This is a genomic window from Vibrio sp. OPT24, from assembly GCF_015163545.1.
GTDB lineage: Bacteria > Pseudomonadota > Gammaproteobacteria > Enterobacterales > Vibrionaceae > Vibrio > Vibrio cyclitrophicus.
Genome location: NZ_JADDYI010000004.1, coordinates 140,971 through 157,033 on the forward strand (window position 1 = coordinate 140,971; position 16,063 = coordinate 157,033).

Consider the following 16,063-nt stretch of genomic DNA (forward strand, 5'->3'; position numbering starts at 1 on the left):
AAATAGGACTTATTCTCATTACAATGAACAATTCAGAAGACACTATTAGCCGTTCTTGGTTAATAACTCAAGTAAAAAAACACAAGTCCAAATTACTGTTTGCTAACATTATTGCCATTTTTGCAACTCTCATTAGTGTCCCTATCCCGTTGCTGATGCCACTAATGGTTGATGAAGTTTTACTTGATAAGCCGGCCTCTGGCTTAGAAATGATGAATCACCTGCTTCCATCATCGTTACAAACACCCACAGGTTACATTGCGCTAACTTTGCTGTTAGTCATCCTCATGCGAACGACCAGTCAAGCATTGAATATTCTGCAGGGACGTCAGTTTACGCTTGTATCCAAAACAATCACCTACCAAATGCGTAGTAAGATGATAGATAAGCTTGGGCGAATCAGTATTCGACAATACGAGACCAAAGGCAGCGGAGGTATTAATGCTCACCTAATTACAGACATAGAGACCATTGATAAGTTCATTGGTTCTACCCTATCTAAATTTATCATCAGCTTTTTAACTGTGCTCGGAACGGCGATCGTTCTACTGTGGTTAGAATGGCGACTAGGTCTCTTTATCTTACTGGTCAATCCTGTTGTTATTTATTTTTCTCGTAAACTAGGTAGCAAGGTAAAACACCTTAAGAAGTATGAAAATCAGTCTTTCGAACATTTTCAAAACCGCTTAGTAGAAACCTTAGATGGCATTTATCAGCTACGAGCAGCCAATAAAGAACGAATTTTCCTAGATGAACTTAAGGTCCAAGCGAACCAAGTAAGAATCGATGCCGACAAGTACGCATGGCAATCTGAAGCTGCAGGTCGTGTTTCATTTTTGCTGTTTTTACTAGGCTTCGAGCTTTTCCGTGCGGTTGCGATGCTAATGGTATTGTTTAGTGACTTAACCATTGGTCAAATATTCGCGGTATTTGGTTACTTATGGTTCATGTTAGGTCCCGTCCAAGAATTGCTGGGAATTCAATTCTCTTGGTATAGCGCCAAAGCCGCATTGCAACGTATCAACGACTTACTTCAATTAGAAGAAGAAAAACGACCGATAAGTAAGATCAATCCGTTCAATGAAGATAAAGAAGTGACAGTAGACATAGACAACGTTACATTTTCTTACACATCAGAAAACACTGTTTTAAATAAACTATCGCTGCATATTCCAGCAGGTAAAAAAGTCGCTTTAGTCGGCGCTAGTGGTGGTGGAAAATCAACACTGATCCAACTGCTCATTGGGGTTTATCAGGCAGATTCAGGTTGTATACGCTTTAACGATGAAACCACCGATGACATTAGCTTTGACGTAATTCGAAGTCAAATTGCCGTTGTTTTACAACAACCTATACTCTTTAACGATACATTGAGGCATAATCTGACCCTTGGAGCCGAATACGATGAAATGTCGTTATGGCGATCTCTAGAAGTTGCTCAAATGCAAGACGTGATCAAGCAACTGAGTAATGGTCTTGATACTCAAATAGGCCGAAATGGCGTTCGCTTATCTGGCGGTCAAAGACAACGCCTAGCCATTGCCCGCATGGTGTTGAGTAATCCGAAGTTTGTTATTCTTGATGAAGCAACATCGGCATTAGATACTGCAACAGAGGCGGCACTACACAAAGCATTAAGCGAATTTTTGAAAGATCGCACAACTTTGATTGTGGCTCATCGATTATCAGCGGTGAAACAGGCCGATCTAATCTATGTTTTAGAAGACGGGCAAGTGACACAAACGGGAACACATGGTGAATTGGTTGAACAGCAAGGACTATATCAAACACTCTATGGCAGTGTGCAATCGCACGCCTGATGTATGTTGTTCCGAGCGTTTAAGTGAGATAAAAAGCCTGGCTTACGTTTCAACTTGGGAGGTCGCGTGACCTCCCCATCATTAACTACCCCTTTATCAACTCAACACCAGTTGTCAACTAAATCTCCGTTAACAGCTGAATCTTCGTTAACAACCGAGCACCAGTGCGACAGCAGCTCCGTACGTCTTTGTCAGGGTTGCGAACTCCCGGTTGATAAAATGGACATCCCACACGGCAAATCCGCGTATTGCCCTAGATGTGGCACCCAACTTTATCGAGGTGGTACACCGAGTCTTTCCGGAAATCTAGCAATCGCCATCACTTGTCTGTTGCTGTTTATCCCTTCTCACTTTTTTGAATTCATTAATATCCGTCTGATTGGGGTGATGATTCCAGCTACATTGCCATCCGGTGTATTTACGTTAATGGGAGAAGGCTTCCCACTACTTGGTTTACTAATATTATTCTGTAGCTCAATAGCACCGTTACTGGTGTGCAGTTCTGTACTCATCACCCATGTATCACTACGTTTTAAGATTTTTGTGCCATTTCGCTATTCGCTAGCGATTATCCAAACCCTTAAACACTGGATGATGTTAGACGTATTCTTGGTAAGCGTCGCGATTTCCTGTTTCAAACTACAAGATTACTCTGACATTTTTGTCGGCCCAGGATTGATAGGTTTAATTCTATTGCAGTTGTGTAGCGTGTTACTGGTAAGTCGTATTAGTGTGAGACGTTATTGGGAAGCATGGGCCAAAGAGTCAGACTACGCGTTCGCCGAGAGTAAGAACGTTCATTGTCATAACTGCCACCTATCTCAACCTGATGGACATGCTTGTGTGCGTTGTCATCATGAGTTGTATCACCGTAAGCCCTACTCTGTACAAAAGACGTGGGCGTTGTTGTTTGCAGCGACCGTCGCCATCATACCGGCAAACGTCATTCCAATATCGATCCTGATTACCAACGGACAAAGACTGGAAGATACGATTCTCTCAGGCGTTGCTTCACTAATTAATAGCGATATGTATGGCATTGCAGTGATCATTTTTGTTGCCAGTATTGTCGTGCCTGTGGCAAAAATTCTTGGCCTTGCTTACATCCTAATTTGTATTCAAACGAAGCGCGCGGTCTACCACAGACAACGTATGACCATCTACTTTATTGTTAAATGGGTGGGGAAATGGTCCGTAATGGATCTGTTCGTTATTTCGATCATGATGACCTTGGTCGACCGTGGGCAAATTTTAAATTTTACACCAGGTTATGGTGCTGTGGCTTTTGGCGTCGTGGTTGTTCTCACGATGTTGGCAGCTGAAAGCTTAGATCCTAGGCTAATTTGGGATAACTACACCTCTAAAGATGAGTCAGTGAATGAACAACAATAACCAATCACAAACGTCATATTCACCAGAAGTCAGGAAAAACAAGGGCATCTCGCCTTTGTGGATTCTTCCTATTTTGACTGTCGTGCTCGCCGGTTGGCTGGTAATGAAGTCAATACACGATGCTGGTCAACGTGTGCAAATCTACTTCTCAGACGCTGCGGGGTTAGTCGCAGGACGCACAACCATTCGATACCAAGGCTTAGAGGTCGGTATGGTTCGTGACATCACATTATCTAAAGACCTATCTAATATTTACGTTGATGCTGATATCTACCCTGAAGCTAAAAAGTTACTGTCGAAAGGCACGCGCTTTTGGTTAGTGAAACCAACGGCGAGCTTATCCGGTATCTCTGGGTTAGATGCGCTGGTGTCCGGTAACTATATTGCGATTCACCCAAGTGAAACCAAAGAAGAACCTGAAACCGTATTTCATGCATTGGAGTCATCCCCTTCCGATCTCTTGGCGTCTGAGGGGCTTAACATCTCTCTTACAACTAAAGATCTCGGCGGCGTGTCTATTGGTTCTCAAATAGTCTATCGCAAGATTCCAATTGGTGAAGTCTACAATTACCAGCTCAACGACAACGCGAAATCAGTGACAATTCAAGCTGCAATTAAAGATGAATATAGCCACATAATCACTGATCAAAGCCGTTTCTGGAATGTAAGTGGCTTGGGGGCGAGTATTGGTTTCTCTGGCGTTGATGTTCGCTTAGAAAGCTTAAGTGCTCTATTAGGAGGCTCAATTGCGGTTGATTCACCTGGAGAAGGTCAACCGGTCGAGATGAACACCAAATTCAAGCTCTACCCTGATTTGAAAACTGCGGGTCGTGGTATTTCGATCCAAATCGCCGTTCCGGACGACAACAAGATCAGTGCGACTGGCGCTCCAATCATGTATAGAGGCATTGAAATTGGACAAATCACCAACTTATCTTTGAGCGAAGGTCGCGAACACGTGATTGCTTCTGCTGCTATCCAACCTGCATTCAGTGACTTTTTAAACAGCGGCAGTAAATTCGTTCTAGAAGAAGCGGAACTGTCGCTAACAGGGATGAAAAACATCGCGAATTTGGTAACCGGCAATTTCCTTACCTTGGTACCCGGTGAAGGTGACAAGGCTCGCAAGTTTACTGCTATTCGTAAGAATGAGTTCAGTCAGGAACAAGAGAAGTCGGTCTCGATTCGTCTAACGTCGAACAATTCATTTGGTTTAGATGTTGGAACCCAGTTGTTATACAAGGGAATCGCTGTGGGCTCTATCATTAACGTAGGGTTAGTAGAAGGTGTCGGTACTGGAAGCGACAAGCACGAAGTGTTCATGGATGCTTTAATCGACAACGAATACTCTCACTTGATTAAAAGCCACAATCGATTCTTTGTTACAGGCAGCGCGACTGCAGAACTAACAGAGTCTGGATTAAGTGTAACAGTACCACCTGCTAAACAATTACTGTCAGGCTCCATCAGCTTTGTGAGCGAAGGTAAAAACCAATCTCGCACCCATTATCAACTATTTCAAAGTAAATCATTGGCAGAGATAGCAAAGTTCAATCAGACTGGTTCAAAAACATTGTCATTGTTTGCTAGTGAGTTACCTTCAATTTCCAAAGGAAGCCCACTGCTCTATCGTAATCTTCAAGTCGGCAGTATCTCAGATTTCCAACTCGCTGATGGCGGCGTAAGAATTAAAGTTACGATTGAAAACCGCTATACGCACCTAATCAACAAGCATACTGTTTTCTGGAACCGATCTGGTGTAGAAGTAGATGCGTCTTTGGCTGGGATCAGTATTAAAGCTGCACCGGTAAAAACACTGATTCAAGGTGGTATCGCCTTTGATTCGTTACCTGGAATCGACAACAAACTAGGCGACGTATGGAAATTATACAACGATTCGAAGTCAGCTCGTAAATTTGGTCGTGCCATTACGATTACTTCTGCAGGCGATCAAGAAGTCAGCAAAGGTACTACCATCAAATATCAAGGTGTCACAGTTGGTGAAGTGACCTTAGTTATTCCTAACTTTAACAAAGGTGGCATTGAGATTACGGCTCGCATTTTACCCGAGTATGTCGACAAAATTGCGGTCGCTAACAGTCATTTCTGGCTCGCAGAACCAGAGATTGGGTTGAACGGTATTAAGAACGTTTCCGCATTAATATCCAAATATATCAACGTCGAACCGGGCCAAGGTGAAAGAAAAACGAAGTTCAAACTGAGCAAAGGGCCTGTCCAGCCAGAAGGAAAGATATTCCAACTGCAAAGTGAAACACGAGGGTCTGTATCGGAAGGAACGCCTATCTTATTTCGTGAGTTAGAAATAGGTACCGTTATAGATGTCCAGCTCGGCGAATTTGCAGACCGCATTATCTCAACGATTCAAATTAAGCCTGAATTCGCATACTTGATCCGTGCAAACAGTGTATTTTGGAACGTTTCTGGTGTAGATGTTTCTATTGGCCTCACAGGTGCAAACATCAAAGCTGGGACCGTTGATAGCCTAATCAGAGGTGGGATAACTTTCTCAACGCCACCAACGAATGAACTACAACCTCTGGCAAGTGAAGACCAGTCTTTCTACTTATATCCGCAAGCGGAAGATGAATGGAAATCATGGAGAACGGCTATACCTAAGCCATAAGCCGAACTTCTGTTACGGTACATATAAATTTAACTAAAAGTGCAGCCATTGAGCTGCATTTTTATTGTTTGAAACAAATATGGTTTAGGACAATCTCATTTTGCTTTAAACTGCCCGCATTAACGCTATAAATCGAGATACCCTTTTGCACGCTAACGTATATATCCCAGAAGAATTCCTAACTCACATTAAAGGCATTATGCCAAGCCACTTGAACATGGCTTCTTTTATCGCATCTTGTCAAAAGCCACTTCGTAAAAGTATTCGAGTAAACACACTAAAGATCAGTGTCGAAGACTTTCTCGTACGTGCGAAAGATAAAGGTTGGGAACTGGAACCTGTGCCGTGGTGTGAAACGGGATTTTGGATCACCGCTAATGAAAGCGAGACGCCTTTAGGCAATACAGCTGAACACATGTCTGGCTTATTTTATATCCAAGAAGCCAGCTCTATGATGCCACCTTCTGCATTGTTTCAAAGCGAAGAAGACTATCAAGCCGTGTTAGATACAGCAGCTGCACCCGGCTCTAAAACAACGCAAATCGCGGCGCTAATGAATAATCGCGGCGTACTGGTTGCCAATGAGTACGCTGCAAGCCGAGTGAAAGTACTTCACGCTAACATCGAGCGTTGTGGCGTTCGCAATACAGCGCTGAGCAATTTTGATGGACGTGTATTCGGCGGCTGGTTACCAGAACAGTTTGATGCCGTATTACTCGACGCCCCCTGCTCTGGTGAAGGTACGATTCGTAAAGACGCGGATGCCATGAAAAACTGGACGTATCAATCAGTGGTCGATATTGCTAATACCCAGAAAGACCTGATTGAAAGTGCGTTCCACGCGCTAAAGCCTAACGGCGTATTAGTTTACTCGACTTGCACATTAAGCACAGAAGAAAACCAACAAGTATGTCATCACCTAAAAGAGACTTTTGGTGACGCAGTAGAATTTGAATCCCTTGAATCACTATTCGACAACGCAAAAGCAACCACGACGGAAGAAGGCTTTCTTCATATATTCCCACAGGTATATGACTCTGAAGGTTTCTTTGTCGCACGCATCCGTAAACTGGCATCTGTTACTCCACCAGAAGTTAAAAAACGCCTGGGTAAATTCCCATTTGAAAAAGCGTCAAAGAAAGTTCAACAAGAAGTCGCTGAACAACTGATGAGCACGCTTGATATAGAATTACCAACTGATACTCAAGTATGGATTCGCGATAAAGACGTTTGGTTGTTCCCTGAAGCATTAGAGCCAATGATTGGTGAGTTCCGCTTCTCTCGTATGGGCATCAAGATCGCTGAAACTCATAAAAAAGGCTACCGATGGCAACACCAGGTGGCGACAACACTGGCTACAGGCAACGAAACTAATATTGTGGAGCTATGTATTGAAGACGCTCGAGAATGGTTTATGGGGCGCGATGTACGTCCTGAAGGCCTATCGGGCAAAGGAGAAGTATTGGTGAAGTATAACGGCGCAATCATCGGCCTTGGAAAGTGGGTAGGTAACCGAGTTAAAAATGGCTTACCAAGAGAGCTGGTACGCGATAAAAATCTTTTCTAATCCTACAATTAAAGGCACCGCCGTCTTTTATGCGCAAAAAACAAAAAGCCCAAACAACGTGAGTTGTTTGGGCTTTTTCTATTTCACTTGAGAAACTATTAACTGTTTTATAGCAACAGTGCGATTAGCGCAAATTAAAACATTGTCAAATCAACGTTTAATTACATAACCATCAATTCAGTCACTATTTGTGTGATGAAAAATCGCATAATGGAGAATTTAAACTAGACTTTGCTCTATTAGACACAGAACTACAACGATTAGCGTAGGCTCTTCGGAGCCCTTTCCCCTAAGCCCAAACAGGAAGGTTTGGGCTTTTTTTTACCTATAGTTTCGCTTATTCAGCTAAACGGATGCCTTCTTTATCGATAGCAATCTTGCCTGACTTGTACAAACCGCCGATCGTCTTTTTGAATGTGCCTTTACTGGTTCTGAATGCAGAGAAAATCGCTTCAGGTGAAGACTTGTCATTCAAAGGCAAGAAGCCACCTTTCTTCTCAAGCAAATCCAAAATCTTAGTGCTTAGATCATCCATCTTGGCCACACCGATTTTTTGAAGAGACAGATCGATTTTTCCGTCTTCTTCACGAACGTTCTTGATGTAGCCTTTCAACGTTTTACCAATGAACAACTTACCGATGATATCTGATGGGAAGATCATGCCCCAGTGTTCACCGTTCACGATCGCTTTGTAACCAAGTTGGCTGCGCTCAGCGATGATAAGATCTACTTGCTCATTTTGCTTATAAGTCGCAGGCGTGTTGTCTAACCACTTGTTAAACTTCGTTGTACCAACAATGCGGCTAGATGCTTTATCAATATACACATATACTAAGATTGATTGACCTTCGTTTAAACGTCCGCGCTGCTCGCTGAAAGGAACCAGTAGATCTTTCCCTTTCACGCCCCAGCTCATAAATGCACCGGTACTGTTTACACCTTCAACCGTCATTAGGCCAAACTGCCCTACTTGAGCTATGGGTTTTTCAGTGGTTGCTGCGATCTGGTTGTCAGAATCAATGTATAAGAAAACATCTAACTTTTGACCAATTTCAACACCTTCAGGAGTAAACCGTTTCGGAAGCAACACAGTTCCATAGTCGCTAGCGTCAAGGAATACACCGAAGTCTGCTTGTTTTACTACTTCTAAATTGTTTATTTGACCAATATTAATCATCAAGATTGTCTCTACTTTAAATTTGGCGGTGATTATACGTGATCTCTGATATGCTTTCGCTAGTTTCATTCATATTTTTACATTCTAGGAGACATCGTTGATCACCGTTGATAAACAAGATGCGATAACACTTAAAATTAACCATGCGATGGCAAAAACAAAAAAGCTCGACATGGACGTTTATCTATTCATTCCCGGTGAACTCGGGCTGACGCCTGAAGTGCTTTCTGAAAGTGCATTTTTTTATAGCTCGATTACACAAAACCGTGCCTACTATAGTGATAAAACACTGTTACCACTCGTACACAGTCGTTTGGCAAAACGTGGACGCTTATCAACGACTCAATATCGTGTGAGTTTGAGTTTGTTCGCATATCAATACGTTATTGCTTTAGATAAAGCCGTGAGCAGCTTAAACAAGACAGATAGTGACGACGTAACGGCTGATGAGGTCGACGAAGTCATTGAGCTTGCGTTAGATATCTTGAAAAAGCTCCGCCGAAGCATTCCTTATGAAGAAAACCTCAAACGCTACTACGCAAACATTGATAACTACCTTTCTTGGTACACAGAGCAAAAGTTCTTGTCACTGGTCTCACATATGCCACGTGGCAGTGAATATTCAACCATCAAAGAACGCCTTTTAATACTATGCGAAAAAGAGACGGCTCACCGGAAGCTCAATCGCTACAACTCCACGAGAGTTCGAGAAGACGTCACTCGTTTGAGCAACAAGATGCGTTTATTGCGCCGCTTGATTGAACACCCTATCGTGCTCAAAGAAAAGACCACCTCGATGGGAAAAAACGTAAAGCGTGCAGTTAAAGGTATCGCTACCGGTTTGGTGATGGTGGTCGTGACAACAACCGTTATATTAGCTCGTGATTTCTTGGGCGAGATTACCGCTTCTTTTATCGTTTCGATGTCATTTATCTATGCGTTGCGCGAGATCTTCAAAGATGACTTAAGAGATATCCTTTGGCGCTGGCTTCGTAAGGGCAAGCCAAAATGGAAACGTCGCTACTTTGATCCGACGACCAACAAATCAGTTGGCCACAAATTAGAATGGCTGGACTACGCGAGCTTTTCTAAGCTAGCTGATCGTATTCAGTCGATCCGTAAGAAGCGCGTGGTACAGCGTGAAGAACAAATTCTGCACTATCGTTCACATACAGAAATGTCTACCTCAACCTTCATGAGTGGTTACGAAGAGACTCGTGAAACGCTTTCTATCAGCTTGAGAGCTCTAACTCGTCTAATGGATAAAGGGTCGAACAAGGTTTATCGCTTGAACGAGGGGCAAGTGAGTCGTGAATCAGTAGAAAAGCGCCATCTACTCAACTTGATCATCAAAGAGAACAATCACGACAACGAACCAACATATTACCGTTGGAAAATCGTTATGAACCGTTCAAAAATTGTTGATATTGAAGAGATTAGCCAAGAATCGTAGAACGCCGCAGTATGTGGTAATCACATACTGCGATTTTGGTTTGTTATTGTTCGATATGAAATTTAACGCTTTGAAGGAACTTTTTTAATAGACAGTGTCAATTGAAACTCCGCCATGGGTTCATCACCATGTAAAGAAGGACAAGTCGCGATGATCGTTACGGTTTGATTAACACGTTCGCCAGTCGACATTGTTTCAGCCAGCATAGTATTGATGAGTTCACCGTCATTACATGTAAAATGCACATCAGCTTCAGGACGCTTTAAGAAGTTTCCCGTCACCTCTTTAAATGCTAACGATATTTTTTCCCCTTGCTGTTGGGATTTACTCATCGCAAGAAAGCCCCCGGCAACATCTGCGCCCACAGCTAATACACCAAAATACATACTATTTAAGTGATTCTTCGTTCGTCTTTTTAGGGGGATCTTAAGCTCGACATGCTTGTCATCAAGGGCGAGTAACTTCGGCCTGCATAACCAAATTAATGGCACTTTGAACATGCCAAACATAGTTAAGTAGAGATTTGCTTTTTGTAGAGGGGTTAGCATCCGAGTCACCTAGCATAATTAGTCCTCTGACCAGTTAATAGACTCAAGATCAAAATGTCAAAAAAATGTCACAAAAAAGAGATATCATCGGCAATGATATCTCTTTCATTCTTAAAGCATTAGTGTTTCAAATCAAACTTATAAACGTTGCGAATTGAATTACGCGGTAATCACCGTTTCAACGCCTTCAAGATCTGCGATATAGCCTTGTAAACGAGGGTAATCAACCAAACCTTGAGTCACCAGCAATACAGGTTTCTTCGCGTGCAACGTTGCTTTAACGATCATATCCAATAGGGTAATAACGGCCTCATTTTGAGGGTCAAAAGCATGTTGTTGAGCTTCATTTTGTTTATCTACACCTAATGTAAAAGATGCCAAGCTATCAACATTAACCACTACACCATCAAAATAATGCAGTAATCGTTCACTCAACAATACCGCTGATGGTACATCGCAAGAGAACAGAACTTTCAAACCGTTGAGGCCACGTGGTAAGCCTTGCTCGGCAAGCAAATCGATAATCTTCGCGGCATCACTCAATGCGCGAACGTAAGGAACAACCACTTCAACGTTGATACCCTGCTCTCGCAATGTTTTGATCACCTGACACTCTAGCGCGAATGCCTTGCTGTATTCCTGTGTCGCGTAGCGAGCCACACCACGAACCCCAAGCGCTGGGTTAACTTCTTCTACTTCACAATGACCACCTAGCAATGAACGGAAGCCATAACTATCTGCGCTGCTCAAAGCAATCCGAACTTTAGTGTGACTAGGTTGAATTGCCGCTTGAATTGCCACGACAAGTGTAGATACAAAATGTTCATCGACAGTCTTATCACCAAGAATGGCATTTAACGAGGTTTTCTCTATATCAGAAAGAGTCTCTATATGACTTTCAATACTTGGGTGATAGAAAACACGGTCCATAACCAATTCAGATAATGAAACGTAGAGATGGTTGGAATTATTATTATCGTTATAAGAAGGCAGCACATCACCTAAGACAAGTTCTGGGTGCAAAGTGCTTTGATTTTCTTGAGTCATTGCTGCTCCAGCATTTTTATATTGTGTTCAAACGAAAATACCGATAGCTGCCTGTTAATACAAGTGAAAATCCCCTATTTGCCGCCGCGCTGCTGATAAAAATAAGAATATTAGCAATAACAGAGATAACTTTGACTTAAGAGAGTTTATTCCTCTGTTCAATTCCGTTATCTTAACCACTTCGCAATAGAATAAAAAAAGCTATCACATGCCATTAAAAACTGATGAGTTGAGAACCCAAGCTCTGGGTCCTATGCCAACTCCTGCCGAATTAGGCAATGCACACCCTATTACTGACGACGTTGCTGAGCGCATTAAAAATTCTCGCCGCCAAATCGAAGATATCCTAACGGGTCGTGATAACCGCTTGTTAGTTATCGTTGGCCCTTGCTCTGTACATGACACAGATGCAGCTCTTGATTACGCAGAGCGTCTAAGCCAAATTCAAGAACAGTATAAAGATGAACTGTTCGTCGTAATGAGAACCTACTTTGAGAAACCTCGTACCGTTGTAGGATGGAAAGGTTTGATCACCGATCCTAACCTTGACGGCTCGTATGCTCTTGAAACGGGCTTAAACAAGGCTCGTAAGCTTTTGCTAGACATCAATAAACTTGGCCTTGCTACTGCAACTGAGTTCCTTGATATGATCACTGGCCAATACATTGCAGACCTGATCACTTGGGGCGCGATTGGCGCTCGTACAACAGAATCTCAAATTCACCGTGAAATGGCTTCTGCACTGTCTTGCCCTGTTGGTTTCAAGAACGCAACTAATGGCAACATCAAGATTGCTATTGATGCTATTCGCGCTGCGCATGCTTCACACTACTTCTATTCTCCAGATAAGAATGGCCGCATGACAGTTTACCGTACTTCTGGTAACCCATACGGTCACGTAATTCTACGTGGTGGTGACAAAGGCCCGAACTTCGATGCTGAATCTGTCGATAACGCATGTAAGCAATTAGCTGAATTCGAACTTCCTCAACGCTTGGTTGTAGACTTTAGCCATGCTAACTGTCAGAAACAACACCGTAAGCAGTTAGACGTTGCACAAGATATTTGTGAACAGATAAAATCTAACAAGAATCAAATTGCAGGCATCATGGCGGAAAGCTTCATTGTTGAAGGCAACCAGCCAATGACAGACATCAATAACCTAGAATACGGCAAATCTATTACCGACCCATGCCTTAGCTGGGAAGATACTGCAACAATGCTCGACATGCTTGCAACGGCAATTAAAGATAGAAATTTAGCTTAAGGACACAACACAATGCCATCATTTGACATTATCTCTGAAGTAGAATCAGTAGAACTACGCAACGCTGTAGACAACGCTAACCGTGAACTATCGACTCGTTTCGATTTCCGTGGCGTAGAGGCTAGCTTTGATTACAAAGATGAATCAGTAAAACTGAGCGCTCAAGACGATTTTCAGCTAAAGCAGATGCGCGATATTCTTCGTAGCAACCTGACAAAGCGTAATGTTGATCCTAACGCGATGGAAGCAAAAGCCGCTGATCAAACAGGTCGAACTTGGCACCAAACGGTTATTTTTAAGCAAGGTATCGAAACGGATGTCGCTAAAAAAATCGTCAAGCTAATCAAAGACAATAAAGTGAAAGTTCAAGCCGCTATCCAAGGCGACAAAGTTCGAGTAACGGGCAAGAAGCGCGATGATCTGCAAGCGGTTATGGCCTTAGTTCGTGGTGGTGAGCTTGGTCAACCTTTCCAATTTGATAACTTCCGCGATTAATTATACTGACAATAAAGCGACGGCTTTAATCACCGATCGCGAATAGGTAGCACCGCAGAAGGTGATTTCGATACATAAACAATTATCGAAGATGCAATTGGAAAAAAGCCACTTCTTTTAGGGAAGTGGCTTTTTATTTGTCGGAGCATTTTTCCAGAACATCGACAGTCTATTTAGATTTTTCCGAAAAGCTCTTTCCTCAATCTAATACTCTCGCAGAAGACAGTTTCAGATCTTTACCTGCCAGTAAATTAAACTCTACGCTTGCTGGTGGAATGAAGACACACACTCTTAAGTTTTCCGCTCTTGCTTGCTCTAACTTGGTAGAAAGCTCACCACTGTTAGCATAGCTCTCCCTTTCCGCGTCTCGACGACACAAATCGACGAACTCGAATGGACAATCATTCGGAGCAAGAACAAGCTCCGCTTCTTGCATCAAACGTAAAGCTTTCATTGGTAACAGCTCAATATCTTGCTCGAACTCAATCCAAGTGACCTGTCCTTCATTGTCAATGCCTTCAGTCAACGCTTGTTGGTAATACGCTTCTAATTGCTCTCTGTCTGCCACCTGCTCTATAAAACTTGATGACAGAAACCGTTCCCAAAACTTACGACGCTCGTCGACAGTTGGGAATGACTTTTTGATCGAATTGCGTTTTGATGCACCAAAATCTGCGATCAACCCTATGTTTTGCGGAAGTATCGTTTCGAGTTTTTCTCTAATATTTCTCACTAAAACAGGTGATGCACCGCCGCTAGAGATCGCAATTTGGATTCTTCCGCGATTTATCATCGAAGGAGTAATGAAGTCACAATAAGGCAAATCATCGACCACATTGACTAAAATACCCAGTTTTTTCGCATCATTATGTACTTGATGGTTAAGACTTGGATTGTCTGTAGTCGCCCAAACTTGTAGATAATCTTTTGAGATAATTTGTGACGAGTAAAAGTTTTGTACCCAATGAAGTTTACTCTCGTCAACTAGCTGCTTTAAGTAAGGTGCAACCTTGGGAGACACCAAAGTCACATTAGCCCCTGCTCTTAATAAGCTATCTACTTTTCGGCAAGCAACCTCACCCCCACCAACCACTAGAATTGGCTTATTCTCTACATCCAAAAACATTGGGAAATAACGCATGTTCTTCCTTGAGACTACTTCAATAACTATTCAACCATGCTACCAAATTTGGAGCACATTAATAACTATCCAAGTGTAATAAAAATATTTATTCACCAAATTTCAACATTTCTTAAGTTTAATGTTTCATCATTGTGATGTTGATTCAGAATATTTATCTAGTCGATTATCAATATAAAAATCTAAATCTTGTTGCACCAACAGTGTGAACCGTTGCACTATTTACATTCACTTAACATTTGGTCATTCTAATTGTGTTCGGATTTGTGATTTCATTCAAAATTCTTTTTAAATTATACATTTGTGAAAGTACGGATCCTTTCCTAACCTTATAAACAGTTGCTTAAATCGCACACAGTTTCATTTGCAAAATGCAACAGGTTTGATTTGAGTAACAAGGTCATAGAAAACGCAACACATATAGAAAAACTCAAACGAGCACGAGTATCAGGTGTCACCTGGTTAACAAGGAAGGATACAAATGACAAATAAACTAACACTTCTTGCTTCAGTAGTAGCTGCATCAACTGCGATGATGGCAACATCAGCATCAGCGGCAGAAAGCACTCTGGACAAAGTCACATCTCAAGGCTTTCTAACTTGTGGTGTAAGTACAGGTCTTCCAGGGTTCTCTAACCCTAACTCAAAAGGTGAATGGGAAGGAATCGATGTTGAGTATTGTCAAGCGCTTGCAGCGGCTGTACTCGGTGACAAAACTAAAGTTAAGTATGTACCTCTAACAGCTAAAGAACGTTTTACTGCGCTTCAATCTGGCGAAATCGACGTACTATCTCGTAACACAACATGGACATTACATCGTGACACGGCTCTTGGTCTGAACTTCGTTGGCGTTAACTACTACGATGGTCAAGGCTTCATGGTTAAGAAAGATCTTGGTCTTACAAGTGCTCAAGAACTTGATGGCGCTTCAGTATGTGTTCAATCAGGTACAACGACTGAGCTTAACCTAGCCGATTACTTCCGTAACAGCGGCATGTCTTACAAGCCAGTGGTATTTGATACAGCAGCGCAGACATCTAAAGGTTTCGACGCGGGTCGTTGTGACGTTCTTACTACAGACCAATCTGGCTTGTATGCACTTCGCTTAAACCTAGCTGATCCTAAATCTGCGCAAGTACTTCCTGAAATCATCTCTAAAGAGCCTCTAGGCCCTGTGGTTCGCCAAGATGATGACAAATGGTTTAACGTTGCTAAATGGACACTTTCAGCAATGATTAATGCGGAAGAGTACGGTATCTCTTCTAAAAACGCTGACGAAATGCTGAAGTCGAAAGATCCAAACATCAAACGTATTCTTGGTGTAGACGGTCCTAAAGGTAAAGGCCTTGGTATTCGTGATGATTGGGGTTACCAAGTAATTAAACAAGTTGGTAACTACGGTGAGAGTTTTGAACGTACTGTTGGTACAGGTTCTCCACTTCAAATTTCTCGTGGTGTAAATGCATTATGGAATGCGGGCGGCTTTATGTACGCTCCACCAATCCGTTAATA

Annotated in this window: 12 protein-coding genes; 8 read left to right on the top strand and 4 right to left on the bottom strand. The window is 42.4% G+C overall.

The genetic code is table 11. The annotated features are described in order from the left end of the window. Positions 1–23 precede the first annotated feature (23 nt). The 4 genes from IQO02_RS01665 (at position 24) to rsmF (ending at position 7,423) form a co-directional block, all read left to right on the top strand. Positions 24–1,820 carry an ABC transporter ATP-binding protein gene (locus IQO02_RS01665; RefSeq protein ID WP_016783654.1) on the top strand — a complete coding sequence of 599 codons (1,797 nt, stop codon included), beginning with the start codon at positions 24–26 and terminating at the stop codon, positions 1,818–1,820. Positions 1,821–1,874: 54 nt separating this feature from the next. Further along, positions 1,875–3,212 carry a paraquat-inducible protein A gene (locus IQO02_RS01670; RefSeq protein ID WP_102282676.1) on the top strand — a complete coding sequence of 446 codons (1,338 nt, stop codon included), beginning with the start codon at positions 1,875–1,877 and terminating at the stop codon, positions 3,210–3,212. Continuing rightward, positions 3,199–5,856, top strand: coding sequence for an MlaD family protein (locus IQO02_RS01675; protein ID WP_010440750.1), 2,658 nt, complete (start codon positions 3,199–3,201; stop codon positions 5,854–5,856). The genes IQO02_RS01670 and IQO02_RS01675 overlap by 14 nt, the downstream gene beginning before the upstream one ends. Positions 5,857–6,001: 145 nt before the next feature. Next, positions 6,002–7,423: a 16S rRNA (cytosine(1407)-C(5))-methyltransferase RsmF gene (gene rsmF / locus IQO02_RS01680; RefSeq protein WP_016792148.1), complete on the top strand. Its 1,422-nt coding sequence runs from the start codon at positions 6,002–6,004 to the stop codon at positions 7,421–7,423. Between the two features lie 337 nt (positions 7,424–7,760). Here rsmF and IQO02_RS01685 read toward each other — a convergent pair whose 3' ends face one another. Further along, positions 7,761–8,669, bottom strand: a complete 909-nt coding sequence (locus tag IQO02_RS01685) for a S1 RNA-binding domain-containing protein (RefSeq protein ID WP_016767702.1) — start codon at positions 8,667–8,669, stop codon at positions 7,761–7,763. Positions 8,670–8,697: 28 nt separating this feature from the next. Here IQO02_RS01685 and IQO02_RS01690 point away from each other — a divergent pair, with 28 nt between their 5' ends. After that, entirely contained in the window at positions 8,698–10,053 is a 1,356-nt protein-coding gene (locus IQO02_RS01690; RefSeq protein WP_010440743.1) for a hypothetical protein, read from the top strand. Positions 10,054–10,115: 62 nt separating this feature from the next. Here the strand turns inward: IQO02_RS01690 and IQO02_RS01695 are convergent, their stop codons facing one another. Together IQO02_RS01695 and IQO02_RS01700 are read right to left on the bottom strand one after the other, a co-directional pair. After that, a complete protein-coding gene (locus tag IQO02_RS01695; protein WP_010440741.1) occupies positions 10,116–10,601 on the bottom strand; it encodes a PaaI family thioesterase in 486 nt (161 codons plus the stop codon). A 159-nt stretch (positions 10,602–10,760) separates the two neighbouring features. Continuing rightward, complete coding sequence (locus tag IQO02_RS01700) at positions 10,761–11,648, bottom strand: putative PEP-binding protein (protein ID WP_010440739.1); 888 nt, start codon at positions 11,646–11,648, stop codon at positions 10,761–10,763. 208 nt (positions 11,649–11,856) lie between these two features. On the opposite strand from IQO02_RS01700, the gene IQO02_RS01705 reads away from it, so the two are divergent. Next, entirely contained in the window at positions 11,857–12,915 is a 1,059-nt protein-coding gene (locus IQO02_RS01705) for a 3-deoxy-7-phosphoheptulonate synthase (RefSeq protein WP_010440737.1), read from the top strand. Between the two features lie 12 nt (positions 12,916–12,927). After that, on the top strand, positions 12,928–13,410 hold the full coding sequence (locus tag IQO02_RS01710) for a YajQ family cyclic di-GMP-binding protein (RefSeq protein WP_016796528.1): 483 nt from the start codon (positions 12,928–12,930) through the stop codon (positions 13,408–13,410). Between the two features lie 199 nt (positions 13,411–13,609). On the opposite strand, the gene IQO02_RS01715 is transcribed toward IQO02_RS01710, so the two are convergent. Next, positions 13,610–14,551, bottom strand: coding sequence for a precorrin-2 dehydrogenase/sirohydrochlorin ferrochelatase family protein (locus IQO02_RS01715; protein ID WP_016794745.1), 942 nt, complete (start codon positions 14,549–14,551; stop codon positions 13,610–13,612). 481 nt (positions 14,552–15,032) lie between these two features. On the opposite strand from IQO02_RS01715, the gene IQO02_RS01720 reads away from it, so the two are divergent. Then, positions 15,033–16,061, top strand: coding sequence for an amino acid ABC transporter substrate-binding protein (locus IQO02_RS01720; RefSeq protein WP_010440731.1), 1,029 nt, complete (start codon positions 15,033–15,035; stop codon positions 16,059–16,061). Positions 16,062–16,063 lie beyond the last annotated feature (2 nt).

Excerpts from the sequence above, each read along its gene's own strand:
- IQO02_RS01665 (WP_016783654.1), top strand. The coding sequence starts at position 24 with ATGAACAATTCAGAAGACACTATTAGCCGTTCTTGGTTAATAACTCAA.
- IQO02_RS01675 (WP_010440750.1), top strand. The coding sequence starts at position 3,199 with ATGAACAACAATAACCAATCACAAACGTCATATTCACCAGAAGTCAGG.
- IQO02_RS01685 (WP_016767702.1), bottom strand. The coding sequence starts at position 8,669 with ATGAAACTAGCGAAAGCATATCAGAGATCACGTATAATCACCGCCAAA.
- IQO02_RS01695 (WP_010440741.1), bottom strand. The coding sequence starts at position 10,601 with ATGCTAACCCCTCTACAAAAAGCAAATCTCTACTTAACTATGTTTGGC.
- IQO02_RS01700 (WP_010440739.1), bottom strand. The coding sequence starts at position 11,648 with ATGACTCAAGAAAATCAAAGCACTTTGCACCCAGAACTTGTCTTAGGT.
- IQO02_RS01705 (WP_010440737.1), top strand. The coding sequence starts at position 11,857 with ATGCCATTAAAAACTGATGAGTTGAGAACCCAAGCTCTGGGTCCTATG.
- IQO02_RS01710 (WP_016796528.1), top strand. The coding sequence starts at position 12,928 with ATGCCATCATTTGACATTATCTCTGAAGTAGAATCAGTAGAACTACGC.
- IQO02_RS01715 (WP_016794745.1), bottom strand. The coding sequence starts at position 14,551 with ATGCGTTATTTCCCAATGTTTTTGGATGTAGAGAATAAGCCAATTCTA.
- IQO02_RS01720 (WP_010440731.1), top strand. The coding sequence starts at position 15,033 with ATGACAAATAAACTAACACTTCTTGCTTCAGTAGTAGCTGCATCAACT.